The sequence below is a fragment of the Pseudomonadota bacterium genome (genome assembly GCA_011049115.1).
Taxonomy (GTDB): Bacteria; Desulfobacterota; Anaeroferrophillalia; order Anaeroferrophillales; family Tharpellaceae; genus DSCM01.
Genome location: DSCM01000133.1, coordinates 34,099 through 59,146 on the forward strand (window position 1 = coordinate 34,099; position 25,048 = coordinate 59,146).

At 53.2% G+C, this 25,048-nt stretch carries 17 protein-coding genes; 5 read left to right on the forward strand and 12 right to left on the reverse strand.

The genetic code is table 11. From position 1 onward, the window contains the following. Window positions 1-57 precede the first annotated feature (57 nt). Genes ENN66_11600 through fusA form a run of 3 tightly spaced genes read right to left on the reverse strand, consistent with a single transcriptional unit; the run spans window position 58 to window position 5,361 of the window. Window positions 58-2,196 (reverse strand): bifunctional (p)ppGpp synthetase/guanosine-3',5'-bis(diphosphate) 3'-pyrophosphohydrolase, encoded by a 2,139-nt coding sequence (locus ENN66_11600; protein HDS17226.1) that lies wholly within the window; start codon window positions 2,194-2,196, stop codon window positions 58-60. Between the two features lie 36 nt (window positions 2,197-2,232). Next, a complete protein-coding gene (locus tag ENN66_11605; protein ID HDS17227.1) occupies window positions 2,233-3,261 on the reverse strand; it encodes an SPOR domain-containing protein in 1,029 nt (342 codons plus the stop codon). Window positions 3,262-3,273: 12 nt separating this feature from the next. Beyond that, window positions 3,274-5,361 carry an elongation factor G gene (gene fusA / locus ENN66_11610; GenBank protein HDS17228.1) on the reverse strand — a complete coding sequence of 696 codons (2,088 nt, stop codon included), beginning with the start codon at window positions 5,359-5,361 and terminating at the stop codon, window positions 3,274-3,276. 469 nt (window positions 5,362-5,830) lie between these two features. Here fusA and ENN66_11615 point away from each other — a divergent pair, with 469 nt between their 5' ends. From ENN66_11615 to ENN66_11635, 5 genes are all read left to right on the forward strand, one after another. Continuing rightward, the gene (locus tag ENN66_11615; protein ID HDS17229.1) at window positions 5,831-6,127 is read left to right on the forward strand and encodes an anti-sigma factor antagonist; all 297 of its coding nucleotides are present in this window, start codon (window positions 5,831-5,833) and stop codon (window positions 6,125-6,127) included. A gap of 47 nt (window positions 6,128-6,174) precedes the next feature. Further along, window positions 6,175-9,441 carry a response regulator gene (locus ENN66_11620; GenBank protein HDS17230.1) on the forward strand — a complete coding sequence of 1,089 codons (3,267 nt, stop codon included), beginning with the start codon at window positions 6,175-6,177 and terminating at the stop codon, window positions 9,439-9,441. 80 nt (window positions 9,442-9,521) lie between these two features. Then, the gene (locus ENN66_11625; protein ID HDS17231.1) at window positions 9,522-9,968 is read left to right on the forward strand and encodes a chemotaxis protein CheW; all 447 of its coding nucleotides are present in this window, start codon (window positions 9,522-9,524) and stop codon (window positions 9,966-9,968) included. Window positions 9,969-9,999: 31 nt separating this feature from the next. Continuing rightward, window positions 10,000-11,118 carry a chemotaxis response regulator protein-glutamate methylesterase gene (locus ENN66_11630; protein ID HDS17232.1) on the forward strand — a complete coding sequence of 373 codons (1,119 nt, stop codon included), beginning with the start codon at window positions 10,000-10,002 and terminating at the stop codon, window positions 11,116-11,118. A gap of 101 nt (window positions 11,119-11,219) precedes the next feature. Further along, window positions 11,220-12,059, forward strand: coding sequence for a protein-glutamate O-methyltransferase CheR (locus tag ENN66_11635; GenBank protein HDS17233.1), 840 nt, complete (start codon window positions 11,220-11,222; stop codon window positions 12,057-12,059). A 76-nt stretch (window positions 12,060-12,135) separates the two neighbouring features. Here ENN66_11635 and ENN66_11640 read toward each other — a convergent pair whose 3' ends face one another. From ENN66_11640 to ENN66_11680, 9 genes are all read right to left on the reverse strand, one after another. Next, the gene (locus ENN66_11640) at window positions 12,136-13,770 is read right to left on the reverse strand and encodes a response regulator (protein ID HDS17234.1); all 1,635 of its coding nucleotides are present in this window, start codon (window positions 13,768-13,770) and stop codon (window positions 12,136-12,138) included. 113 nt (window positions 13,771-13,883) lie between these two features. Further along, window positions 13,884-14,066, reverse strand: coding sequence for a hypothetical protein (locus ENN66_11645; GenBank protein ID HDS17235.1), 183 nt, complete (start codon window positions 14,064-14,066; stop codon window positions 13,884-13,886). Between the two features lie 92 nt (window positions 14,067-14,158). Continuing rightward, a complete protein-coding gene (locus ENN66_11650) occupies window positions 14,159-14,896 on the reverse strand; it encodes a cytochrome c biogenesis protein CcdA (protein HDS17236.1) in 738 nt (245 codons plus the stop codon). Between the two features lie 110 nt (window positions 14,897-15,006). Further along, a complete protein-coding gene (aroB, locus tag ENN66_11655) occupies window positions 15,007-16,122 on the reverse strand; it encodes a 3-dehydroquinate synthase (GenBank protein HDS17237.1) in 1,116 nt (371 codons plus the stop codon). A gap of 3 nt (window positions 16,123-16,125) precedes the next feature. Further along, window positions 16,126-16,836 carry a phosphoribosylaminoimidazolesuccinocarboxamide synthase gene (locus tag ENN66_11660; GenBank protein ID HDS17238.1) on the reverse strand — a complete coding sequence of 237 codons (711 nt, stop codon included), beginning with the start codon at window positions 16,834-16,836 and terminating at the stop codon, window positions 16,126-16,128. A 30-nt stretch (window positions 16,837-16,866) separates the two neighbouring features. Beyond that, entirely contained in the window at window positions 16,867-18,162 is a 1,296-nt protein-coding gene (locus tag ENN66_11665; GenBank protein HDS17239.1) for an adenylosuccinate lyase, read from the reverse strand. A 57-nt stretch (window positions 18,163-18,219) separates the two neighbouring features. Further along, on the reverse strand, window positions 18,220-18,717 hold the full coding sequence (locus tag ENN66_11670; GenBank protein HDS17240.1) for a universal stress protein: 498 nt from the start codon (window positions 18,715-18,717) through the stop codon (window positions 18,220-18,222). Window positions 18,718-18,789: 72 nt separating this feature from the next. Continuing rightward, window positions 18,790-21,345 carry a bifunctional aconitate hydratase 2/2-methylisocitrate dehydratase gene (gene acnB / locus ENN66_11675; GenBank protein ID HDS17241.1) on the reverse strand — a complete coding sequence of 852 codons (2,556 nt, stop codon included), beginning with the start codon at window positions 21,343-21,345 and terminating at the stop codon, window positions 18,790-18,792. A gap of 44 nt (window positions 21,346-21,389) precedes the next feature. Continuing rightward, window positions 21,390-25,040, reverse strand: a complete 3,651-nt coding sequence (locus tag ENN66_11680) for a DUF748 domain-containing protein (GenBank protein HDS17242.1) — start codon at window positions 25,038-25,040, stop codon at window positions 21,390-21,392. Window positions 25,041-25,048 lie beyond the last annotated feature (8 nt).

Here is a 25,048-nt window from a genome sequence, read left to right on the forward strand (position 1 = left end):
ATATCCGGTACCGGTTTTTTTGGGTTTATCCCGGGTTGCCGGCCACCGCGGCAACCGCTAACTGATCCGCACCACCTGATAAACCCCCTTCACGGCCCGCAGCGCCTGCTTGACCTTTTTGAGATGTTCCAGATCCCTGACCTTGACCTCAAAAAGACAAATGGCCTTCTGATCGATACTGGTTTTCAGAGAACCGCTGGCGATATTGGCCTCCTGACTACTGATCGCGGTTCCCAGAGCCACCAGCATGCCCTTGAGGTCCTCACACATGATTCGAATCTTGACTGAATGATAAGAAGCGCGCTCCAGATTCCAGTCAACCTCCATGTAGCGCTCCGAATCACCCTGATGCACATGCCGGCAATTGCGCCGATGAATGGTCAGGCCTCGCCCTCGCGTAATAAAACCAACCACGTCATCACCCGGCAGAGGATTGCAGCATTTGGCAAAACGCACCATCACATCATCGATATCCTTGATGGAGATTCCATCGCGAACGTTTTTCTTGGCGTTCTCCGTCTCTACTTTTTTGCTTTTAGGCTCAGGCTTGTCGCGCAAATCCGGAAAGATCCGATTCGCCACCTGTTTTGCCGAAATCTTACCGCGCCCCACCGCCGCCAGCAGTCCCTCGGCATGCCCCAGAGAGAACTCCGTGGCCACAGCCTGCATTCTGCCGCTCTTTAAAGCCTGATTCAAGGACAACTTGTCGCGGGAGAAGGCTTTTTCACAAAGTTCTCGACCCAGTTCTATACTGCGCCTCTCCTCCTCCTTTTTAACCCATTGTTTAATCTTGGCCCGCGCCTTGCCGGTTTTGGCAAAAGCCAGCCAATCCTTACTGGGATGCTGGCGCTTGGAGGTGACAATCTCGACCATCTCGCCATTTTTCAGCTGATAGCGCAAAGGGACAAGCTTGCCGTTAACCTTGGCGCCGCTGCATTGATCGCCAAGATTACTGTGGATACTATAGGCCAGATCAATCGGAGTTGAACCGCTCGGCAGCTCCTTGACCTCCCCGGCGGGAGTGAACACATAAACAGCCTCGGAAAAAAGATCAATCTTAACCGAATCAAGAAACTCTCCGGGATTATTAACATCCTGCTGCCACTCAATCATCTGTCGCAGCCAATCCATCTGTTTACGATCCTGATCCTCAAGCTGGTAGCCTTCTTTATAATGCCAGTGCGCGGCGATTCCCATTTCCGCGATCTGATGCATTTCATGCGTCCGAATCTGAAATTCGACATGGCGTCCTTCGGGACCGATTACCGTAGTATGAAGAGACTGGTACATATTGGCCTTGGGCATACTGATAAAATCTTTAAAGCGGCTCGGCACCGGCCGCCAGAGAGAATGAATAATGCCCAGAACATTATAACATTCCGCCTTATCGTCAACCAGGACCCGAAAAGCAATGGTATCGTAAATCTGCTCAAAAGCAATATTACGCTGCACCATTTTTCGATAAATACCGAACAGGTGTTTAAGCCGACCCGAAACCTGGTTCTGAACCCCATGATAATCCAGGTTACGCTGCAGCAACTTAATCACCCGATCGATAAAATCCCTGCTTTCCAGCTCCTTACGGGCGACCTTTTCCTCGAGTTCGCGATAGATTTCCGGCTGCAGATAACGCAGCGAGAGATCTTCAAGCTCCAGCTTCATCCAGGAAATTCCCAGGCGATTGGCCAGCGGCGCATAGATATCGAGAGTTTCCTGAGCGATAACCTCCTGTCGGGCCGGTTTCTGAAATTCGAGGGTCCGCATATTATGAATACGGTCAACCAGCTTAATAATCAGCACCCGGATATCCTTGACCATGGCAAGGATCATCTTCCGATAGTTCTCGGCCTGGTGCTCACGGGAACTTTTAAATTTAATCTTGCTGATCTTGGTCAGGCCTTCAATCAGCGAGGTAATCTCGTCGCCGAAACGCAGGCTGAGTTCTTCAACCGAGGTCAAGGGATCATCTTCGAGGGTGTCATGAAGCAGGCCGGCTGCGATACTGGCCACATCCATTTTCATATCGGCCAGTATGCTGGCGACCTCTATGGGATGAATCATATAGGGTTCACCGGAGAGGCGAAGCTGATTACGGTGGGCGTAGGCGCTGTATGCGTAAGCTTTGCGAATGGTATCGAAATCTGCCGCCGGATAATAGTCGGCTACCTTCTCAATAATATCATTCGCTCTGATCATACTGTCCGGCAAAAAGATTATTGATTATTACTACAGTTACGGGGAGGAAACCAGTCGGGCATCATTAAAGCCGGCAGCCCTGATCCGATCAAGAACCTTCGGCAAATCGTCTTGAGACCGAAGAGGGTCAAGCGCCAGGACGGTCTGCGGCAACATCAAATTTTCCTTGCGGACCTGGGGATTTAATCCGGCGTCATGATACATATTTTCCCAAGCCACCACACTGCTCTGCAGATAAAATGAACCGACGACCACCAGATAGGTCCCTTTTTCCATTTCAAGAAAAGGGTTGTCTCCAAGCTTGCGGGCCGCCGCCATCATCCGGAGCGCCTGCTGCCGCTCGCCAAACGGGCCCAGATAAATTCTCGTCATCGGGGTCTGACATTTCCGCCTGAAGCTTCTCACTGTAAAACCGAGTTTTTCAAGCTCAGATCGGGCTTTATCCGCAGATTCTGGCAAAACATAACTGCCGGCTTCAATGACCTGGAGCGGCCGCTCCGGAACGCCATCGCCTGCCGGCAAAGAGACCGACGAAGGCGTGGTGGAGGCGGCCGGCGGCGCCGGTGGAGTCTTTGTCCCGGCCGCAACCTCGACCTTCGGCAACACCGGGCAACCGGCTTCGACAGGATCCTGATCCACGACAATTGGAACCGCGGAGTCAACCGTCATGACGCTTGCCAGCCCAGACCTGGCTTCCGAAACCGCCCCAACCCCGGTTTCCGTTTTTGGCGCCGCCGGCTCCAGCGCCGAGCTAGCTGGAAGGACAGGCGACTCGACTTCCGTTTGAGCCTTCAAATCAACCCGGGAATCGACCGGCACCGCAACCGACCCGTCAGGCCCAGGCATGGGCGAAGGCTTCACACCCTGATTTATTGTCGGCAGCGCGGCCAAGGCCATCTGCGGACTGCGAATCGGCTTTTTCGGCATTCGCACCGGAGAAAACGAAAGAAAATAATAAAGGCCGATCAAGACAAAAAGAACCACCACGATTTCAAAACGCAGAAGATTCTCCAGCCAGTGGTCCAAACCTCTTGCGGCCTGTTGCTTTTTTTTACTTTTTACCATCTCGATTCACGATCAGTGCTCTTCCTTAAGATGTTTGGCTTCCTCGACAATCTTAGCCGTCAGATGACTAGGCAGTTCTTCATAATGAGAGAATTCCATGGTGAACATCCCCCGCCCGCCGGTCATGGAACGCAGATCCGGGGCATATTTCAAAACCTCCGACATCGGCACCTGGGCTTTGATCAGCTGGCTGTTGGCCATGGGTTCCACCCCATTGACCTTACCCCGGCGGCTGTTCAGATCACCGATGATATCCCCCATGTATTCATTGGGAACATTGATCTCCATCAGCATGATAGGCTCCAGTAGAACCGGTTTGGCCTCGGCCACCCCTTTTTTAAAGGCCATAGACCCGGCGATCTTAAAGGCCATCTCCGAGGAATCAACCGTATGGTAGGATCCGTCATAAAGAGAAACCTTGACGTCAACCACCGGATAACCGGCCAGCACCCCTCCGGCCATAGCCTCCTGCACCCCTTTTTCAACCGCCGGAATATACTGCCGCGGGACCACGCCCCCGACGATATCGTTGGAAAACTCAAATCCTCCCCCTTTGGGCAAGGGTTCAATCTTAAGCCAGACATCGCCGAACTGTCCCCGACCACCGGACTGTTTTTTATGGCGACCCTGCAGCGAAACCGTGCCGCGAATGGTTTCCTTATAGGGAACCCTGGGAGCATCCAGTTCCACGTCAACCCCGAATTTACGCTTGATGCGGTCAACCGTCACCTCAATGTGAACCTGACCCATTCCGGAGATTACGAGCTCTTTCGTCTGGTCGTTACGTTCGAGATGAATCGTGGGGTCCTCAGCCATCAGCCGTTGCAGGGCGCTGCCCAGTTTTCCTTCATCGCCCTTACTTTTCGGCCGTAGGGAAAAAGAAATCACTGGGGCCGGGAGGGCCAGTCCTTTCAGGCGCAGCGGGAATTTTTCGCTGCACAAGGTATCCCAGGTTGAAGTTTCCTTCAATTTGGCCACCGCGACGATATCACCGGGAATACATTTTTCGATCGGAACCTGTTTATTGCCCTCAAGTTTAAGCAGCTGTCCAATACGTTCCCGACGATCATGCGTACTGTTGAGACAGCTCGAATCGGACGCCAGGGTTCCACTGTAAACCCTGAAAACAGACAACTGCCCGGTAAAGGGATCGACGATGGTTTTAAAAACCAGGGCGACGAAAGGAGCCTCAGGACTCGGCACCAGATCCTCGGCGGATCCGCTGACCAGATTCTCCGCGATCTGGGTCGGCCGTTCCAGAGGAGAAGGCAGACAGCTGCAAATCAAATCCAGCAGCGGCTGGACACCGATATTCTTCATCGCCGAGCCACAGACCACCGGAACGAATTTACCCGTCATGGCACCTTCGTGAGTTGCTCGACGGATATCTTCTTCTTTTATTTCTTCCCCTCCGAGATATTTTTCCATAAGCTCATCATCGGCTTCAACGGCCCGTTCTATCATCTCTTCACGCGCCGCTTCGGCCGATTGCCGAAGATGCTCAGGGATTTCCTCAACCGTATATTTACCGCTTTGATCGTTACTGTAACGCAAAGCCTTCATGGTAACCAGATCAACCACGCCGACAAATTCTTCTTCCTTGCCGAGAGGCAGCTGCAGAACCAAAGGGTGGCATTTGAAAACCGCTTCCATTTCGCCCACGGCCCGAGCAAAATCGGCCCGCTCACGATCCAGCTTATTGATAAAAACCACGCGTGGAACCTCAAATTCGTCCGCGTATTTCCACACCGCCTCAGTCTGCACCTTGACTCCGGAAATCGCGCTGACAATCACCACCGCCCCGCCTGAGATTCTCAGGCAAGCCTTGGTATCGACGATAAAATTGGCATAACCGGGCGTATCGATAACATTGACATGGCAACGCTGCCAATCCAGATGATGAACGGCGCTGCTCAGGGTTATTTTCCGTTTTATTTCCTCCGGTTCGGAATCAAGCACCGACGTACCATTATCAACACTCCCCAGACGAGCCGTGCTGCCACTGTTAAACAGCATGGCCTCAGCCAAAGAGGTCTTACCGGCACCACCATGAGCGATAATTGCGACATTCCTCAAATTTTCACTTGTATATGGCTTCATTGCTCTATTCCTTGCCTGCAATCTAATTGAAGTTAACAGATAAAAAGAGCTTGCCCCATGTTCCCGAGAGTCCAAGACCTCGAAAGCAAAGGCCTGAAAGATGCAAATCCCTACTGTAAATCACCACTCATTGTCAAGCCTTTAGTAAATCTCCGTACTCCCAAGTCGACAAATCACCCAAAGCCCTGTAAAAGTCTTCAAGGGATGATCGCTTACGAATGCGGGTTCGGGCCCCGCATTCCGCAACCGGCGAGATTGTTTTTCAAACCGATAACAATTTGCTAAAGGTTCTAAGGCTCAGCGTGAAAAACAAAAAAGATCCGTTTTGCAGCCAATCCGCTTGTAATCAGGCCTGAAATATTGTAATGAACCTCTACGAAGGTAAAAGAATTTTCCGAAGCCTCCTGACAAGCTCAAACAGCTATTTATTTCCCACAATTTTCACGAAGGCAAGTTTGGAGAACCAACCATGAAAGTCAACCAGCAAGATGACCAGGTCACAATCTTACTGTCCGGCGACTTGACCAGTGAAACCCTGAATGATCTCAGGGCAATCCTGCGCGAGAAGATAGACGCCGGCAATCGCTCCTTTAACATTGACTTTAAAAACACGCTGATCATCGATTCGATGGGGATCGGCTGTCTGGTGGCCACCTATAATACCCTCAAAATAAATGGCGGCTCATTGCAGTTAAGCAATGTCAGCGAAAATCTTAGAGAGATTTTCCAGATCATGCGTCTCGACCGTATTTTGACCATTGTCTGAGACCGGCCAGAAGCCCGGAGCCCCATTAACCGACGTTGAGGAACCCCATGTCAATTTCAAATTTTATCGACGATGAAACCTTACAGGAATATATCAGCGAAAGCCTTGAACATCTTGCCGATATCGAACAAGATCTTCTGACCCTTGAAGAAGGCGGTGCCGATATCGATGAAGAGGTTGTCAACCGGGTTTTCCGGGCGGCTCATTCCCTGAAAGGCGGCGCTGGTTTCCTGGCTCTGGAGACCATCAAGGAACTGGCGCATAAGATTGAGAACGTTCTCGACATGATGCGTAACCGGGAGATCGTCCCAAATCCGGAAACCATCAACATCCTGCTGAATGCATTTGATAAACTGCGTGATCTGATTAACAATTCGACCACCAGCAACGAGGAAAACGTCGATGCATTCATCGCGGCTCTGATCAACCTGACGACGGAGCATCTGGCTCCGGGTCAACAACAAAGCCTCTCCAACCTGATCCCGATCCGCAAGAGCGACGGCACGCTGATCTTTGAAGTTCCCGAAATCGACCTGGCTCAGGCGAAAAAAAATGCCCAGACCCTTTATCTGCTGGAATACGACCTGATTCACGATGTTTACCAGCATGGCAAAACCCCGATGGAAATCATCAAAAACGCCATGAACCTGGGCACCATCATCGAAAGCCTGATCGACATCGAACAGGTCGGAACCCTTGACGACGCTCCCATCAATAGCATTCCTTTTTACATGCTCATCAGTACAATCATCGAACCGGTGGTCGCGCCGGACTTCCTCGAGCTGCCTGAAAACAAGGTTCTTCTGATCGGCAATGACGGCATGGAAATTAAACCCAGCCTCAAGATACCGACAGAGAAACCAGGCCCACCAAGCGCAGCCCAAGCCAGCCCTCTGACGTCGACGGCAACGCCAAAACTTCCCACAGCGCCTCCGGCGCCATCCCGCGGCACGCTGACCGAACCCCCTGCGCCGGCAAATGCGGTCCGGCGCAGCGAACCTGATGCGATCTCAAAAGTGCCCCCTGCGTCCGAAAATTCTCGGGAAAACGCCGCTCAGACTAAGAATGAAACCACTTCAAGTCTGCGGGTCAATGTGGCCCTTCTCGAAAGCCTTATGACCCTGGCCGGCGAAATGGTGCTCTCCCGCAACCAGTTACTTCAGGCCATCAATCAGCAGGATCAGCACGGAATCAAACTTTCCGGGCAGCGCATCAATCTGGTCACTTCCGAACTGCAGGAAGCCATCATGATGACCCGCATGCAGCCGATCGGCAGTATTCTCAACAAATTCCCACGCGTGGTCCGTGATATCGCCCAGAAACTCGGCAAAGAGATCAACCTGTTAATCACCGGCAAAGAGGTTGAACTCGACAAAACCATTGTCGAAGGGCTTAATGATCCCTTAACCCACCTGATCAGGAACTCAGCTGACCATGGCATTGAAAAACCGGAAGTCCGAGCCGCCCTCGGCAAACCCAGAGCCGGCAGGATTGAACTGAAAGCCTATCATGAGGCCGGCCAGGTCAATCTTGAAATTACCGATGACGGCAGCGGGCTCGATGCGGAAAAGATTGCCAACAAGGCCCTCGAAAAAGGAATGATTACGCCCGAGCAGCATAAATCGATGTCCCGCAAAGAGAAGATGTCTCTGATTCTGCTTCCAAGCCTTTCCACCGCCGAGAAAATAACCGATGTTTCCGGACGCGGGGTCGGCATGGATGTCGTTAAATCAAACATCAGTCAACTGGGCGGACAGATTGAGATTGACTCGGAACCAGGCCGGAGCACAACCATCCGGATTAAGCTGCCGTTGACGCTGGCTATTATCCCGAGCCTGTTGGTTACCGTTGGCCATGAACGCTTTGCCGTACCTCAGGTCAATGTCAGCGAGTTAGTCCGCATCGGAGCCGCCCAGGTGAAGGAGAGAATCGAAAGAGTCGGCGATTCAGAGGTCATGCCTTTGCGCGGGGAACTGATTCCGTTGATCCGTCTGGCCGCTGTGCTCGGTATCGAATCCCGAATACTTAACCCGGTCACGGCAGAAGAAATCACCGATCGCAGAAAACTTATCGCCGACCGGCGTTCGAAGGCCAGCTCCCTGGAGGGGGAAACCATACATCCCGGACCCAAAGACCAACCTCATATGCGCTCCGGTCAGGACCGTCGCTACAGGGCCGGAAGCGATCTCAACATTGTCGTGGTCTCCGCCGGTTCCTTTAAATACGGTCTGGTGGTTGATGAGCTGCACGACTCTATCGAAATCGTCGTCAAACCTCTCGACCGCCACCTCAAGCACCTGACCAGCTACGCCGGCGCCACCATCATGGGAGACGGCCGCGTGGCTTTGATTCTTGATGTCGCCGGTATCGCCAGAATGGCGGAGCTGACTTCCATGGCCGGCAGCCAGCGGGCTCAGGAATTGGCCGAAAACGCCCAGGGCAGCCACGACAAGGATCGCCAGGCCTTACTGCTCTTTGGCAACGGGCCCGAAGAACCCTGCGCGGTTCCGCTCGACATCGTGGAAAGGGTTGAACAAATCGACTTCAAAGACATCGAAATCAAGAGCGGCCAGAAGGTCATCAAGTATCGCGGGGGCAGTCTCCCGCTCTTCACCTTAAATGATGTCGCAAAAGTCAAGCAGCTTGATGCCGAAATGGATCTGGTGGTAATTGTCTTTACCGTCGCCGAACGTGAAATCGGCCTGCTGGCGTCGCAACCGGTGGATACGGTTGAAATCCGGGCGGCCATCGACCACGATACCCTGCGGGCCACGGGAATCATGGGCTCGGCCATCATCAAGGAGCAGGCCACGCTGATCATCGATATTTACGAGCTGGTCGAAACCCTGAAGCCGGACTGGTTCAAACGGCTGCTGAAAAAAGAAAAACGCCATCAGGAAGTTCGGCGACAGGCTGAATCCGGGCACCAATCAAAATCCGCCCCCGCTATAAAACGAATTTTACTGGTTGAAGATTCTGATTTCTTTCGTTCACAGTTACAGAAATATATCGAGGATGAAGAGCGCCAGTGCGTCACGGCCGCCGATGGTTTGATCGCCTGGAACTGGCTTCAGGCAAATCCGGAAGAGGTCTCACTGATCATCACCGACATAGAAATGCCCAATATGGATGGATTTGAGCTCTGTCGACGCATCCGCGATGATAGTCGTTTTGACCACCTCAAGATTATCGCGGTCACCTCCCTGGCGGCGGACGAACATCAGGCCAGAGGCAAAGAGGTCGGCATAGATGACTACCAGATCAAGCTGGACAAGGAAAAACTACTGGCCAGCATTGACGAAAACATCCTCTAAAACAAAGCCGAGTCCCGCAAACCCAGAGGCGCGACCTTTTGCGACCTGCATCCCTAGACTGAATCCGGAGAACCCTGAAAATGGCTGATACAACCCTGCAATTATGTTCCTTTCAACTAGCCGATGCGCTTTTTGGGCTCGATACTATGCTGGTCCAGGAAATCATTAAGGTTCCGGAGATCACCCGGGTTTACAAAGCGCCCGAAGAGATTACCGGAATTATCAACCTGCGCGGTAAAATCGTCACCATCGTCGATCTCGCCATCAAGCTCAATCTGCCTACGAAAATGGAAACCGCCGGCCGCCGCATTATTATCGTCGAATTCCAGAATGAACCCTTCGGCCTGATGGTTGATCGAATCAATGACGTCATCCATATCGACAGAGAAGCCTTGGGGCCGGCACCGGCCAACGTCCGCAGCCATCAGGGAAGATTTATCACCGGGGTCTTTCGCGACGATGAACAGCTGATCGCGATTCTCGACCTCGAAGGAATCGTCAACCAGGCCGAAAAGAAACTTGACTAGCACCCACTGAAAAACCAGGTATGGAGACAAAATGCCCATCAAGGTTCTCATCGTCGATGACACCATTCTTTACCGCAAGGTTATTGGAGACATCCTTAAGAACGAAGCAGATATTGAAGTGATTGGTACGGCCAACAACGGCAAAACCGCAATTTCCCGAATCGAAAGTCTAAAGCCTGACCTGCTGACCCTCGACATTGAGATGCCGGTCTGCAACGGGCTTGAAGTTCTAGAATATCTGCGTGAACATCGCCTTTCCACCGGCGTCATCATGCTCAGCAGCCTGACTCGCAAAGGCGGGGAGCTGACCATGAAATCCCTGGAGCTCGGAGCTTTTGACTTCATTCCCAAACCTGAAGGCAGCAGTCTGGCCGAAAACCAGGCTTTCATCAAGGAAAACCTGCCTCCCAAAATCAAGGCCTACGCCCGCCGCCAGGCTTTCAGAAAAAGCCTGAACCGAACGCCGCAACCGGATCGGGGAAAAGATGAAACTCCGACAACCATGCCCGAAACCAGCCGGCAGCCATGGCCGCAAAAGACCGCTCCCCTCCCCCCACGGCGCCTTTTGCCATCAAGCATTATCGCGATCGGCATCTCTACCGGAGGCCCTAACGCTTTAACCCGAATGCTGCCGATGCTGACCGCCCCGATCGGGGCTCCGATCGTCATCGTGCAACACATGCCGCCCCTTTTCACGAAGTCTCTGGCTGCCAGCCTTGACCACAAATGCTCGCTTCAGGTCAAGGAAGGTGAAGATGGAGAAACCCTGAAAAATGATGTCGTCTACATAGCCCCGGGCGGCAAGCAGATGAAAATCGTAGCCGATGCCAGCGGCCCCCACGGAAAAATCCGGCTCACCGACGATGCGCCGGAAAACAACTGCAAGCCTTCGGCCGACTACCTCTTTCGTTCCGTCGCCAGCCTTTATCGGGAACGGGTCACCGGCGTAATCATGACCGGCATGGGCAGTGACGGCTGTAACGGGTTACGTCTGATCAAACGACATGGAGCCCCGGTAATCGCTCAGGACGAGGAAAGCTGCGTGGTTTATGGAATGCCGAGGGAAGCGGTCAACGCCGGGATTGTCGACATTTCTCTGCCGCTTGACCTCATCGCCGCCGAAATCATGAAAACCCTCAGCAAACCTTGATGCCCCCAGATAAATTAATAAAGCAGGAAAAACATCATCAATTTCAGACGGCTTACAGTCCCAGATAGTCATTACAAAAAACCGGGAAAACCATAACCGACATGATAAAAGTCTCTACCCAGGAATTTCAGATCTACTGCAAATATGTGTACGATATCTGCGGTATCAACCTGGCCTCCAATCAAAGCTACCTGATCGAAACCAGGCTCGCTCCTCTGCTGAAAAAATTCTCCTGCAACAGCTTTACCGAGCTTTATAACCAAGCCCGCGGCGACCGCCTGAAAAAAATCGAGCAGGAAATTATTGACGCGATCACCACCAATGAAACCTATTTTTTTCGCGACAAATCGCCCTTTGATTTGCTGCAATTTAAAATCATCCCCGACCTGATTGATAAGCGTTCAGGCCGTTCCGGTCTTCCGCCAAGCCTCAGGATCTGGAGCGCTGCCTGTTCTTTCGGTCAGGAAGTCTACAGCCTTGCCATCACCCTGCGCGAGCTGCTCGGCAACGATCTCGGGAAATTCCGGATTTCCATTATCGGAACCGACATCTCCGACGAGGCGATTTCACGTTCAAGTTACGGCCTTTATAACCAGTTCGAGATTGAAAGAGGCCTGCCCCCCGAGAAACTCAGGCTTTATTTCAACCCGGTGGATAATGGATGGCGCATCAAGGATGAGCTGCGGTCACTGGTTTCCTTTCGCAAGCTAAACCTTTTGCAACCATTTACGGCCTTGGGCAAATTCGACATCATCTTGTGCCGCAATGTGGCGATCTATTTCCCCCTGCCCGACAAGGTTAAACTTTATGAAAAGATTGCCTCATCCCTGGTTCCCGATGGTTACCTGATGATCGGAGCGCAGGAGAGCCTGACCGGCATCACCAGCCTCTTTGAACCCAAACGTTATCTACGCTCAATTTTCTATCAGCTGAAAAATTAAACTTGGACTTCGCACAAAAAAAGGAGGCGCTGAGTAAGCACCTCCTTTTTTCGCACAATAGATTCCCCGCGATTTTTCAACCCAAATAACGGGCCAGGGCCACACCGATACTTTCCTGGGTAAACGGTTTATGCAGAATTTCATTGACCCCGGCCTCTTTTGCCGCCTCGTTATCATGATTGTCATTCTGCGTGGTCACCATCAGGATCGGCAATTCACTTTTGCTGAACGTTCGGCGTAAACGACGGGTCACTTCAATCCCGGTAATCCCTGGCATGTTAAGATCGGTCAGAACGGCATCGGGTTTGAGCCGGCAGACTTCCACCACCGCGCTTTCCGGATCCATAAAGACATAGGGCTCGTAGCCAAGGACATGAAGCATACTTCGGTAAATCCCCAAAATCATCTTGGAATCATCAATCGCCACAACCTTCTTTACGGTTTTGCCGGCGGCAATCCCAGGAGAAACATTTCCGAGTTCTTCCGCTTCACTGACATAGCCATTAGCTTGAAGGACATTACGAAAGAATTCCAGCGTATCGGCATGAGCCTTTTGCGTAAGGTAGCGAAAGGCCTGCTCACGGAAAAAATCAAGTTCGAGAAGATCAAGAAAGATGTTGCCGCTCTGCGTCGTGATAATCGTTTGCACAAGTCCCTGGGCTTCCCGATCCCCGGGCCTGACCATATTTTTAAGCCCGGCGGCAAGAATTTCATTATAGTTTCGGTCAATCGCGGCAGCCGCCGCCGAACGCACATTGGCAACCGGATCATGCAGACCTGAAGCCAGGGCGTACGCCCCTTTGGTCAAGGGCAGACGACCAAGGGTTTCGTAAGCGGCAAAGCGAACATTGGCATCCTGCGGCTGCTGATGAAGAAGTTTACGAATCGGGGCAATCGCCCCTTCATCCCCTATCTCACCCAGAACATTGAGCGTGTGAATAAGCAGATCGGGATCATTATAACGCAGATTTTCAGAAAGCAGCGGCACGACCTTGCTCCCCAGCGCGACCAGTTTTTCCTTGCCCGCCGAGCGGATATGGGCGTACTGGGAAGTCAGGGTTTTATTGAGTTTTTCAAGCGCCTCCCGGCTTTGCACCGCAGAGAAAACCTCGAGAATGGCTGAATCAAATCTTTTTTCCCGACCCAGCTTTTCATCAAGACGCTGCATCGCGGTGGATGAGCCCAAACGTCCCAAAGCCTGAATGGCGGTTTCCACCAGAACATCATCCTCGGTGTAGAGCAGCTCGGCAATGTTGGAGACCGCGCCCACATCTCCGATATCACCCAAAGCCCTGACCACCCTTTCGATAATATCGTGATCCTTTTCGTTGACGAGCATAGCCATCAGAACCTGATAAGCATCATCAAACCCCATTTCCCCGGCCAGATCAATCAGAAACCCGCGACAATTTACTCGAGAATCCTGAAGAAACTCAAGGTAGATTGCCGGAACCTCGAGAATCCTGGCGACCAGGAGCTCCTTGAACTCGGGTAAAGAATCCGTCAGATAGGGGAAACGATCAAGAACCAGGGCCAGCAGAGGAATTGCGAACTCAGCCGAACTCAGCCGGAAGAGCTCAAGAGCCTGTTTTTGCACCTCCAAGTCCATCTCGGCAAGATGAGAAAGAACAACGGCGGCTTTTACGGCATCGTTTTCAGCGATATTATTCCTGATTTCAGTTATAAACGCCGCAGGTTTGATCTTCGCCAACCCAGAGCTCCTTCTTCAATCTACTGTAAAAGCCTTCGGACCCCATCACGGCAAAGCCTGCAACCGGGACGGTTCCGTTTACAATTTTTCTGCAAGGATTTTCTCCGCAGGCTTCAGTCTTCATAGTAGCCGACATACCTTTTTTCAATCCACATGCCGACCAGCACCATCACGCCGCCGACCCCGATCAAGAGGCTTGCCCAAAAATAGGAATTATGAATCAGCCACAGCGCGATGCCGCAGATAACCAGAAAGAAACCCAGCATTTCCAGCAGAGGTATAAAAATTTTGTTCATCGCTACATATAACCCCTTATGTGCATTAAAAAAATGAAGCTATCCCCGAAAAGCACTTTCTCGGTCCCTCTGCGACGAAGGTTCTGCGTCCGCTAACCGGTCTGAGGCAGCCACAGGTTAAGATAACGGGAAAAGATGGAGAGATAGTCGAAAACGAGCAGCAGACCAATGACAATCAGAAAAATGCCGCTGACCAGGCTGACTACCCGCAGGTAACGGTTAAAACGGGAAAAGTAAGCAAGAAAACTATTAAAAGCCAGCGCCGAAACCAAAAAAGGCAGGCCTAAACCCAAGGAATATGCCGCCAGCAGAAAAATCCCGCCGGCAACATTTCCCGAAGTCCCGGCATACAACAGAATACTGGCCAGAATCGGCCCGATACATGGCGTCCAGCCTGCGGCAAAAGCGATACCGACCAGGACCGAGCCCAAGTAGCCCAAGGGCTTGTCATTGAATTCAAAACGTTTTTCGCGCTCAAGCAACCTCAACTTGACCAGCCCGGTTATATGAATCCCGAGAAAAATAACAATCACTCCGCCAACCCGGCGAATCAACTCCTGATTGGTCTGAAAGAAACTCCCGACAAAGGTCGCCGAAGCCCCGAGGGAGACAAAAATCAGAGTAAAACCGAGAATGAAAAAAAGAGAGTGCAGGATTGTCCGCTGGCGCACCGCGCGACTCCGGTTATCATCGACCAACTCATCAAAAGAGATTCCGGTGATATAAGTCAGATAGGAAGGGATCAGGGGAAGAACACAAGGCGAAACAAAAGAGAAAATACCGGCCGTAAAGGCAATCAGCAGAGATACGTTTGAACTCGAAGTTTCCATCATATACTCAATGATTTAAAAGGGTTTCGTAACTATTCACCAACCCGAAACGCTGGGAACACGACCCCCCGATTTCTTGTTTTTCACGTCTCAATACAGGCTGAAATCAACTACGCTGAATAAGTTACAGGTTTTTTACATCTGAGCAACTGTTCCCGCAACAGGCCGACATCGACCTTGTCCTCCAGATAAGGATCTCCAAGGCCGTGCAGAAGTATCATCGAAAGCGTCTCTCCCGCCTTTTTGTCTCGACGCATCAAGGCAATCAGTTCATCAACATCCGCATCTTCCGGAATCTGCATCGGCAGACCGTAGAGTTCAACCAAGCGCAGAGCTCGGGAAAGTGAAGTTTCAGGCAGGAACCTCATGGCGAAAGAAAGCGACAAGGCGCAAACCAAACCGACGGCCACCGCCTCACCGTGCGCCATCCCCCGGTAGTCATACATCTTCTCGAGAGCATGACCGACGGTATGTCCGAGATTGAGCGCCGCGCGCACGCCAAGCAGATCGAATTCATCACGAACCACGTAATCGGCTTTTATGCGACTGCAAAAATGGGCCATGATCGCCAGACTGCGTGGATTGCGGGCCAGGATTTCAGCGCGGTTCATCTCCAGAAAGGAAATAAAATCATCGCCGGCCAGCAGGCCGTACTTGACCACCTCGCCCAAACCGGACAAGACTTCGCGCTCGGGCAGGCTCTTGATAAAATCAACCTCCGAAATAACCACTCGAGGTTGATAGGTTGTTCCGATCAGATTCTTGCCGACCTCCAGATTAAAACCGTTTTTACCTCCGATAGAACTGTCAACCTGAGCCAGGATGGTGGTCGGCAACTGAATTAAATCAAGGCCCCGCATATAGGTCGCGGCGGCAAAACCAGCCAGATCACCAACCACCCCTCCACCCAAAGCGCAGATAAAACCATTCCGCTGCAGACCGGCGGCATAAAGATTCTGATACAAACGCAGAAGCACGGCGTGGTTCTTATACTCCTCACCGTCCGGCAAGACAATCGCGCTGCTTTTGTAACCCGCATCCGCAAGCCATGCCTGCACCTGACTAAGATAAAGCGGGGCAACGGTTTCATTGGTAACCACCACACCCTGGTGACCACGCAGCCGCGGCAACAAAAGGCTGTCGCCGCCGGACTTGATCAACCCGGAACCGATATGAATCGAATAACTCCTGGATTCAAGAGCAACCGTCAGTTTGTAAGCCACCATACCCTAGAAATCACCACAAACCCGGCGAGAAATCTCAAGATAAGCTTCCTCAACCTTACCCAGATCTTGGCGGAAACGATCTTTATCAAGCTTTTCCAGGGTATGTTTGTCCCAGAGCCTGCAGGTATCGGGACAAATCTCATCCGCCAGCAGTATCCCGCCCTGCCAGGAACCGAATTCAAGTTTGAAATCCACCAACAGAAGATCCCGGCTCAGCAGATAATCACTGAGAATGCGGTTAACCTTGAGTGCGGTCTCACGAATCTGGTCAATCTGCGCCGCGGTAGTCAGGCCAAAGACCAAAATATGATCGCGGTTGATCATGGGATCGTTGAGGGCGTCATCCTTATAGTAAAACTCCACTATCGGCTGAGGCAGCCGCTCGCCCTCTTTCCGGCCCATTCTTTTCGCCAGGCTGCCGGCGACATAATTACGAATAACAACTTCCACCGGAACGATATCAACCTTGCGCGCCAGCATTTCACGATCGGAAAACCGGCTGATAAAATGACTCTGGACGCCGTTTTCGGCAAGCAGGGTAAACAGTTTCGCTGAAACCCGGTTATTGATTACACCCTTGTCAAGAATGGTTCCCTTCTTGGCGCCGTTAAAAGCCGTCGCATCATCCTTGAAATAAAGAATATTCTTATCCGGATCATCCGTCGCATAGATGATCTTGGCCTTGCCTTCATATAGTTTTTCCCGCCGTTCCATAGACGCAATACCCTTTCCCGACAATTATCATTAAGCCTCGAAAACCCGGGCAAAAATTTTTCCCACCTGGCGCAACTGATGTTCCAGGCTGAACCTTTCTTCTATTGCAGAGGGCTGCAGATAAAGCGCGATATCTTTATCCCTGAGCAGGTACTCCTTAAAGGAACCACCATCATTAAAGGCCTGCATGGCGTTACGCTGCACCCAGCGGTAAGCGTCCTCACGAACCACCCCGGCCCGGGCCAGGGCCAGAAGAATCCCCTGTGAATAGATCGTCCCGCCGGTTAATTCAAGATTATGAAGCATCCGTTCCGGATAAACCACTAGTTTTTCCATCATCGCGGCAAAACGATGAAGCATAAAATCAAGCAGGATCGTCGCATCCGGGGCGATTACCCGTTCAACCGAGGAATGACTGATATCGCGTTCGTGCCAGAGTGCAACGTTCTCCATCGCCGCCAGCGCCTGCGCCCGCACCAGCCGGGCCAACCCGCAAAGATTTTCGGAAAGCACGGGATTGCGTTTATGCGGCATGGCCGACGAGCCCTTCTGCCCGGCATGAAAGAATTCCTCCGCCTCGCCGACCTCGGTTCTCTGCAGATGACGAATCTCGGTCGCAAATTTTTCAATTGAAGCGGCCACCAGCGCCAAGGTTGTGAAGAAAAAGGCGTGTCGATCACGCTGCACGATCTGGCTTGAAGCCGGGGCCGGCTGCAAGCCCAGACGCCGGCAGACCGCTTCCTCAATTTCCGGCTCGATATTGGCGAAGGTTCCGACCGCGCCGGAAATCTTGCCGACCGCGATATCAGTGAGCGCCGCTTCCAGACGGCGCCGCTGGCGCTGCATTTCATCATACCAGATGGCAAACTTGAGCCCAACCGTTATCGGTTCAGCGTGAATTCCGTGCGAGCGCCCGATCATGGGACAATCCTTGAATTCAAAGGCTCTTTTCCTGAGCGCTGCCATAACTTTAGCCAGACCTGCAAGCAGCAGTTCCCCGGCCTCTTTCAGCTGTAGGGCCAGGGCTGTATCCAGGACATCGGACGAGGTCAACCCTAAATGAATAAAGCGCGAGGCCGGGCCGACATGCTCGGCCACCGAGGTCAGAAAAGCGATGACATCATGACGAACCTCGGTTTCAATCTGGTTGATTCGAGAAATATCAAAAGCCGCCTTCGCCTTGATTTCCTGCCACGACGCGGCTGGAATCTCGCCATTATCGGCAAAAACCTCGCACACCGCCAGCTCCACTTTAAGCCAGCTGCTGAACTTATTTTCTTCACTCCAGATTCGACACATTTCCGGACGTGAGTAACGTTCAATCATAATCAATAATCCTGATCCGGCCGCACCGGAACCCAAAAATCTAAAAAATAACCGCTCTCAAACAGAAGCGGTGGAGGCTTCTGCCAAAGGCTTACGACCACGTACCACCATCACTGAACAGCTGGAATTTTTAACCACGCTGTCAGCGACACTACCCATCAGAAACTTTTTAATCCCGGACCAGCCGTGCGAACCGACAAAAACCGCATCGAACCCGCCCTGTTCGGATTCATCGACGATCATCGAGGCGGGATGGCCCTCGATGATCCGACCCGTGACCTGAAAACCACGCTTTTGCAGGCTGTCGATCAGCCCCGCCAGCTTATCTTGCAGAGCTCTCCGGCGTGAATCGTTAAAGCTCTGAATGGTTGCCAGATCATCAAAAGGCAGACTCATGCCGTCAAGACCTGACAAGGCGTAACCTTCTTCAAGAACGTTGATAAGCTGAAGCTCAGCCCCATAATTTTCCGCAAAGCGGGAGGCGACCGCGACCACATCGTCCGTCGCTGAAGAGAAATCAATCGCCACCAGGATTTTTTTAAAGCGTTCTGCCATAGAACCTCCTCCTCGCAAGCCGCCTCCATTTTTTGGAGAAGCGGGTTCTCTACCATTGCACCAGGACGATTGTCAAGTTTTAAGCTGCAACCGGCTAAAATCCAGATCGCGGTAAACTCGTTTTCGCGTGTCAGGCCCGAGCTTTTGCGCCATCTCGCCAAGGTATTCTTCCCGGGTCGGAAGACGGCCGTAAAGAGCGCTCACCGCCGCCAGTTCGGCCGATCCCAGATAGACCCTGGCGTCCTTGCCCAGACGATTGTCGAAGTTACGGGTTGAGGTCGAAAAGACCACGGCACCGTCGGCAACCCGAGCCTGGTTACCCATGCAGAGACTGCAACCGGGAATTTCAATCCGGGCGCCAGCCTTGCCGAAAATGGCATAGTAGCCTTCTTTTCTCAGGGCTTCGGCATCCATGCGCGTCGGCGGAGCCAGCCACAACCGCACCGGCACCTGTCCGGCATGCCGCAGGATTTCACCCGCCGCGCGGAAATGCCCGATATTGGTCATGCAGCTGCCGATAAAAACCTCGTCAATCTCGCGCGGGCACTGAGCCTGTCCCAGCACCTGACTTAACGTGGCGACATCGTCGGGATCATTGGGGCAAGCCAGAATCGGTTCCCGCACCGAATCCAGATCGATATCAATCTCCGCCGCGTATTCGGCGTCGGCATCGCCCCGCAACAGATGGGGATGCGCAAGCCACTCCCGCATGGCCTGGGACCGCCGGGCCAGGGTGGCGGGCGCGCCGTAACCTTCGGCCAACAGACGTTCAATCAAAGCCACGTTGGAGTTCAGGAATTTTTTGACCGGCTCAAGACCGAGCTGCACCGTACAGGCGGCGGCGCTGCGCTCGGCCGAAGCGTCGGAAAGTTCAAAAGCCTGTTCGCAGGAAAGCTCTTCCAATCCTTGAATTTCCAGAATTCTCCCGGCAAAGATATTCCTTTTATTCTCCTTGGCCACCGTCAGCAAACCCATTTCCAGGGCGCGTAACGGAATTGCATTAACCAGATCGCGCAGAGTGATGCCGGGCTGTAATTGCCCGTGAAAGCGAACCAGAACACTCTCCGGCATATCCAGCGGCATCATCCCGGCCACGGCGGCAAAAGCCACCAATCCGGAACCGGCGGGAAATGAAAGCCCCAGAGGAAAACGGGTATGCGAATCCGCCCCGGTACCCAGGGTATCGGGCAACAGCAGGCGGTTAAGCCAGGAATGAATCACCCCGTCCCCGGGTCTCAGGGAAAACCCGGCCCGTTCCTCGATAAAAACCGGCAGGGTGCGCTGCGTTTCGACATCGACCGGCTGAGGGTAGGCGGCGGTATGACAGAACGACTGCATGACCAGGTCGGCGGAAAAATTAAGCGCCGCCAGTGCCTTGATCTCATCGCGGGTCATCGGCCCGGTCGTATCCTGGCTGCCGACCGTGGTTACCTTGGGTTCGACATAGCTGCCCGGTCGCACCCCCTCACAATCACAGGCCCGACCGACAATCTTCTGCGCCAAGGTAAAACCGGCGGTTGACGGCGGCGGGGTCAGTGGGCGGGCAAAAAAATCAGCCACGTTCAAACCGAGAACCCGACGCGCCCGGGCTGTCAATTCCCGACCCAGCAATAACGGAATCCGTCCTCCGGCCCGATATTCGTCAGCCAGAGTATTGGGCTGCAGGGAAAAACGGCTGATCACCCGACCATTTTTAATAATTTCTCCGGCATCAGGACGCAGACTGATCAGATCGCCGTCAGCCAGTCCGGTAACCGGCGCCACGATGGGTAAAGCCCCGGAATCCTGGGCGGTATTAAAAAAAATCGGCGCGATAATACCGCCGATCACAATGCCGCCGCCGCGTTTGTTGGGTACACCGGGCAGATCGTGCCCCAGATGCCACTGCAATGAATTAATCGCTGATTTACGGCTGCTGCCGGTACCGACGACATCACCGACGTAAACCAGCGGATAACCTAGTTCCCGCAGTGCAGCCATGCGGGCCAGAGGCTTTTCCATGCGGGCGGCGAGCATGGCCAGGGCATGCAAGGGAATATCACTGCGGCTGGCGGCTTCCGCAGCCGGTGACAGGTCATCGGTGTTGGTCTCGCCGGGAACCTTGAAAACGGTCAGTTTGATTTCCTCCGCCAGGGCCGGACGTGCATAAAACCACTCCGCTCGGGCCCAGGACTGCAACAGCTGCTCCGCGCCGGCGTGAGATTGCTTGAATTTCTCGACCACCCAGGCAAAGGCGTCATAGATCAGCAAGGTATGTTTCAGGGCGAAAATCGCCGCCGCCGCGACCTCGGCTCGTTCATCTTCGAGGGCCTCCAGCAGGGGCGTGATATTGTAACCGCCGCGCATCATGCCCAGCCATTGCACCGCTGTGACGGCGTCAATGCCGCAATCTGGAGCCCGTCCGGCGATGACCTCGGCCAGGAAGTCGGCCTTGACTCCCGCCGCTTCATCAACTCCGGGATTAACTCGTTCCCGCAACCAATAATACATTTCCCGCCGTTCGCCGTCAGAGCTGCCCGGCAAGCATTTAATTATCGCTTTCACCTCTGCGGCGCTTAAGGGCAACGGCGGAATCCCTAATTGCTGCCGCGCCGCCGCCGCCTTTCGATAGGCTTCGAGAATCTCCATGAAAATTTTCTCCCTGAATCCTGCAATTAAACGTTCCCCTAAAACTATTTGATTTTAATCTCAACCTCTCGACCGGCAACCGTTTCCGCCTCCGCAGCCGGCAATTGCGGTTCCAGCAGAAAAAGGCGGCGGTTCTCAACCGGTCCCCGCTCCGCCAGATACGACATTACCGCCCGCGCCCGATGTTGCGCCAGCAAGAGCAGATCGGCATCACTGACCTTGACAAAATCACGCAGTCGGGCTTCCTGCAGAAGCGCTTCAATCTTTTTGACCAGTCCCAGAAGATTCTTCTCCTTGACGAAAGGAGCGGTCTTGTAGGCCCGCCAGAGATAATGCTCGAATTCGGATTCAGTCACCACCACCTCCGCGAGCTCTGAAGCGCCCCCTCCACTGCCGCCTTTTTCCTTGAATTTTTCGGCTTTGAGCAGATGCTGAAAACGTTCCTCAGATAAAACCTGACGATCACTTACAGACGCAGCCCGGCCTTGAATCTCAACCTTGAGAGCGGGCCGCTGAAAAAGAACCGCGGCCAGCTTGTCTAGACGACTGCGGGCCATTTCGTCAAGTTCAAAGCGACCGGGCGCAAATTCAACCCGGTTAAGTTCCTCGCTATCCCCCACCAGGGCCCCCAGCAAAGAAAAGGGGGAGGTTACCGCCTTGGTCACCAGATTGACGAAAATCTTGAAAACCACCCCGCCCAAACTGAATTTCGGGTCATCCAGATCACCGCGAACCGGGACCCGCAGATGAATTTCCCCCTGCCGATCACGAAGCAGGGCGACCGCCAGGGTGACCGGCAGATTCAGAGACTGAGAGCTTTCCACCGCCTCGCCGAAAGCAAACTGATCCAGAAAAATCCGGTTGTTGGAGAACAGGTTACGATCTTCAAGCTTGATTTCTAGATCAAGCGACAGTTTCCCCTTGCCGATGGTCTGGCCGAGATACCTGCCCGAATAAGGAGTAAGTTCGGTCATGCCGAAATCCTGACAGCTGATTTTCAGATCGGCGAAGAGCTCTCGTCCCAGAGGATCAAGCTCGCCGGTAATCTTAAGCGGGGAATGATGATTCAGGCGACCGCTGAAATTCACGGTGGCCTCTTTTTCTTCCAGCGAATTCAAACCCTGCACCCTGCCGTTTAATTCATCCAGGACAAGTTCATAGTGCGGTTCCAGAGTACGGTCAAGGTAAAATAACGCGCTGTCCGTCAGGACTAATTCTTTGAGCTTAAACAAGGCTTCGTGGTTCTGTTCCTGTATCTCATCCTCAACCACCATGGGATTCGCGGCGGCCTTTTTCGATCGCAGAACCAGCGCCAGAGAGTTGCTGCCATCCGGCTCTTTGACCAGGCTGGCCTTCAGAGCCTGAATCGACACCCGCTCCAGCTGCACCGCCAAAGGCTGGGACCTAAGGCTCAGGCCATCACAAGTCAACTTTTCAAGTTTAACGAATTCCTGCGCCTGGGAACCGGCAAGGGCTTGCAGATCGCGCAGTCCGGCGCCGCCGGAGAACGAGATTTCCGGACCGCTCTCAAGCCGTCGTAAACTCAGATGACCTTTCAACCCGGCCACGCCCCGAGTCAACAAAAGATCAAAATATCCCTGCAGATAGGGTTGCAGCGAAGACAACGCCAGATTCTCCAGCCGCAAATCTAACTCAGCCCCGAGGGGATCGAGAACCAGCGGTCCCTGCGCTTTGAGAGTCCCTCCTGCGCCCAGCTGCAGAAACAGACGGGCGAAGCCTGAGGAAGGTTTCGCGCCAAAACCGACCTTTTCGAGCTCAAGATCCAGCTGTTTGACTTTCAAGGTGGCCCCGGCGGCCGGCATCAGGTCTTTGAAAACAGCGGTAAATTTATGCAGACCGGCCTTTTCCAGATAAACCTGCCAGGGCTCAGTCGCCCGGGAACCGTCAGCGACCGTCGGCGCCGAGGAAGTAACCGGAGGCAGCAACCCGGACCAGTCCAGTTCGCCATCACCATTCCGCAACAAATCCAGTTTTCCCCCGACGGCCTTGAGCGAATCAATCCGGACGGCTTTTTGCCGAAAATCAATCCGCCCTCCGGCAAGTTCGAATTCCGGCAGAGCAAAAACCTCACGGCCGGCTTCCGCGCGCAGCTGCAGATCCTTCATGCGCACGGCCAAGTCATTGAGCGACAACTCCTTTTCCGCGGCCGAAAAAAACAGGCCGCCGCCCAGATCAATCCGGCCGTCGACAAAATGCCCCCGAAAATAGTCATGATAATAAGCCCGATAACGCTCCGGCGACAGATTGCCGCAGGCAAAATCAAGCCGGAGCGCCAGTGGTTCACTGTCCAGTTCTCCAGCCGCCACCAGGGTTTCCCCGGCACCACTGGTCAACTTGAGGTGATACTTGGCGGTCCGCTCCAATCCACTGGCGAAATTCTGCAGAGAAAAGTCAAGGTCATTAAATACGGCTGTAAAACCCGGGCTGACCCGCTCATCCCGAAGGTTAACCCGACCATGTTCAATCCACAGTCGGTCCAGAGTAAAAACCGGGACAGATTTATTATCCCGGTCATTTTGCCGGCCGGTTTCCGGGGTCCGCACCGCAGCCGGAGCCGCAGATTCACCGCCGGACATCGGTGCAACGGAACCCTCACCACCTCCCGCCGCGCCGGAAGCCTTATCAACCAGCTGTAAGGAAGGCAACCGAAGTTCGCCATTAGCCTGAAGGCACAGATTCAGCTCCGGTTCTTTAAAACGCACTTCCCCGAGAAAAATCTCCCCGGCCAGGAGGTTTCCCGGCGCGATCCCGACGACGACTTCCGGCAATAAAAAGAAGCGCTGGTCTTGATTCTCTCCCAGCCCCCCCAAACTGAGTTCTTGCAAAATAACCGTGCCCTCCAGGCTGAGCCTGGCCGACTGGTTTTCAGACTGATTGAAGATCAGTTCCAGCCGGCTGGACAAGCGCCCCTGATGCAAAACGAAGTTCCGGGAACCCGGCAGATAAGCCAGATAATGCGGCAGATCAAGATTGTCGATATCGATCTGAAAACGGGTTGCAAGCGAATCGGCGAAGGGTTTGATGGTGCCGCTCAAAACGAAAGGTGTGCCGTTAACCACCGCAGCGAAAGTAGGCTCCACATGGGTTTCAAGATGAATCGGCAAGTTGGAAATCCGCGGCAGATTGAGGTTGATCTGCTCGGCCCGATGCACAACCCCATGAAAATCGTCGCTGAATTCGATCGCCGCACCACTCAACCTAATATTATTTAAGGAGAAATGGAAAACGTCTTTGGCTCCGTTTTCCGGCGCCAAAGGTTGGAAGAATAGGGGGAAATCGGCAAAATTATAACTGGCATCCTGATTTCTGACTATCCGCAGAAAGGCTCCCGCAACCGTCACCTCTTCCATGACCAGAGCCCGGTTGGCCAAGGACAGAAAACCAGCCAGATCAAATCTGAGTTGCTCAAACCTGGCCAACGGAATTTCCCCCTGCCGGGCCTCGATCTGCAACCCCTCGAGCTCAAGCAATAACGTAAAAGGATTGAATTTTACCTTTTCGATCTTCGTTGAACGATCCAGTTGCAAGGTAAATTCCTTTTCCAGACGTGCATCGATCAGATGCGGCAGCAAGAAAAATCCCAGCAGGCTGTAAAGCGCGAGCAGAACGACCACGAGCCCGCCGAACCTGCGCCCGAAGAAGGTAATTTTATCTCGTTTTTTTGCCTCAGACATTAGACATT

Excerpts from the sequence above, each read along its gene's own strand:
- ENN66_11620 (HDS17230.1), top strand. The coding sequence starts at position 6,175 with ATGTCAATTTCAAATTTTATCGACGATGAAACCTTACAGGAATATATC.
- ENN66_11660 (HDS17238.1), bottom strand. The coding sequence starts at position 16,836 with ATGGAACGGCGGGAAAAACTATATGAAGGCAAGGCCAAGATCATCTAT.
- ENN66_11615 (HDS17229.1), top strand. The coding sequence starts at position 5,831 with ATGAAAGTCAACCAGCAAGATGACCAGGTCACAATCTTACTGTCCGGC.
- ENN66_11630 (HDS17232.1), top strand. The coding sequence starts at position 10,000 with ATGCCCATCAAGGTTCTCATCGTCGATGACACCATTCTTTACCGCAAG.
- ENN66_11625 (HDS17231.1), top strand. The coding sequence starts at position 9,522 with ATGGCTGATACAACCCTGCAATTATGTTCCTTTCAACTAGCCGATGCG.
- ENN66_11650 (HDS17236.1), bottom strand. The coding sequence starts at position 14,896 with ATGGAAACTTCGAGTTCAAACGTATCTCTGCTGATTGCCTTTACGGCC.
- ENN66_11600 (HDS17226.1), bottom strand. The coding sequence starts at position 2,196 with ATGATCAGAGCGAATGATATTATTGAGAAGGTAGCCGACTATTATCCG.
- ENN66_11665 (HDS17239.1), bottom strand. The coding sequence starts at position 18,162 with ATGATTGAACGTTACTCACGTCCGGAAATGTGTCGAATCTGGAGTGAA.
- ENN66_11635 (HDS17233.1), top strand. The coding sequence starts at position 11,220 with ATGATAAAAGTCTCTACCCAGGAATTTCAGATCTACTGCAAATATGTG.
- ENN66_11605 (HDS17227.1), bottom strand. The coding sequence starts at position 3,261 with ATGGTAAAAAGTAAAAAAAAGCAACAGGCCGCAAGAGGTTTGGACCAC.
- ENN66_11680 (HDS17242.1), bottom strand. The coding sequence starts at position 25,040 with ATGTCTGAGGCAAAAAAACGAGATAAAATTACCTTCTTCGGGCGCAGG.
- fusA (HDS17228.1), bottom strand. The coding sequence starts at position 5,361 with ATGAAGCCATATACAAGTGAAAATTTGAGGAATGTCGCAATTATCGCT.
- ENN66_11670 (HDS17240.1), bottom strand. The coding sequence starts at position 18,717 with ATGGCAGAACGCTTTAAAAAAATCCTGGTGGCGATTGATTTCTCTTCA.
- aroB (HDS17237.1), bottom strand. The coding sequence starts at position 16,122 with ATGGTGGCTTACAAACTGACGGTTGCTCTTGAATCCAGGAGTTATTCG.
- acnB (HDS17241.1), bottom strand. The coding sequence starts at position 21,345 with ATGGAGATTCTCGAAGCCTATCGAAAGGCGGCGGCGGCGCGGCAGCAA.
- ENN66_11645 (HDS17235.1), bottom strand. The coding sequence starts at position 14,066 with ATGAACAAAATTTTTATACCTCTGCTGGAAATGCTGGGTTTCTTTCTG.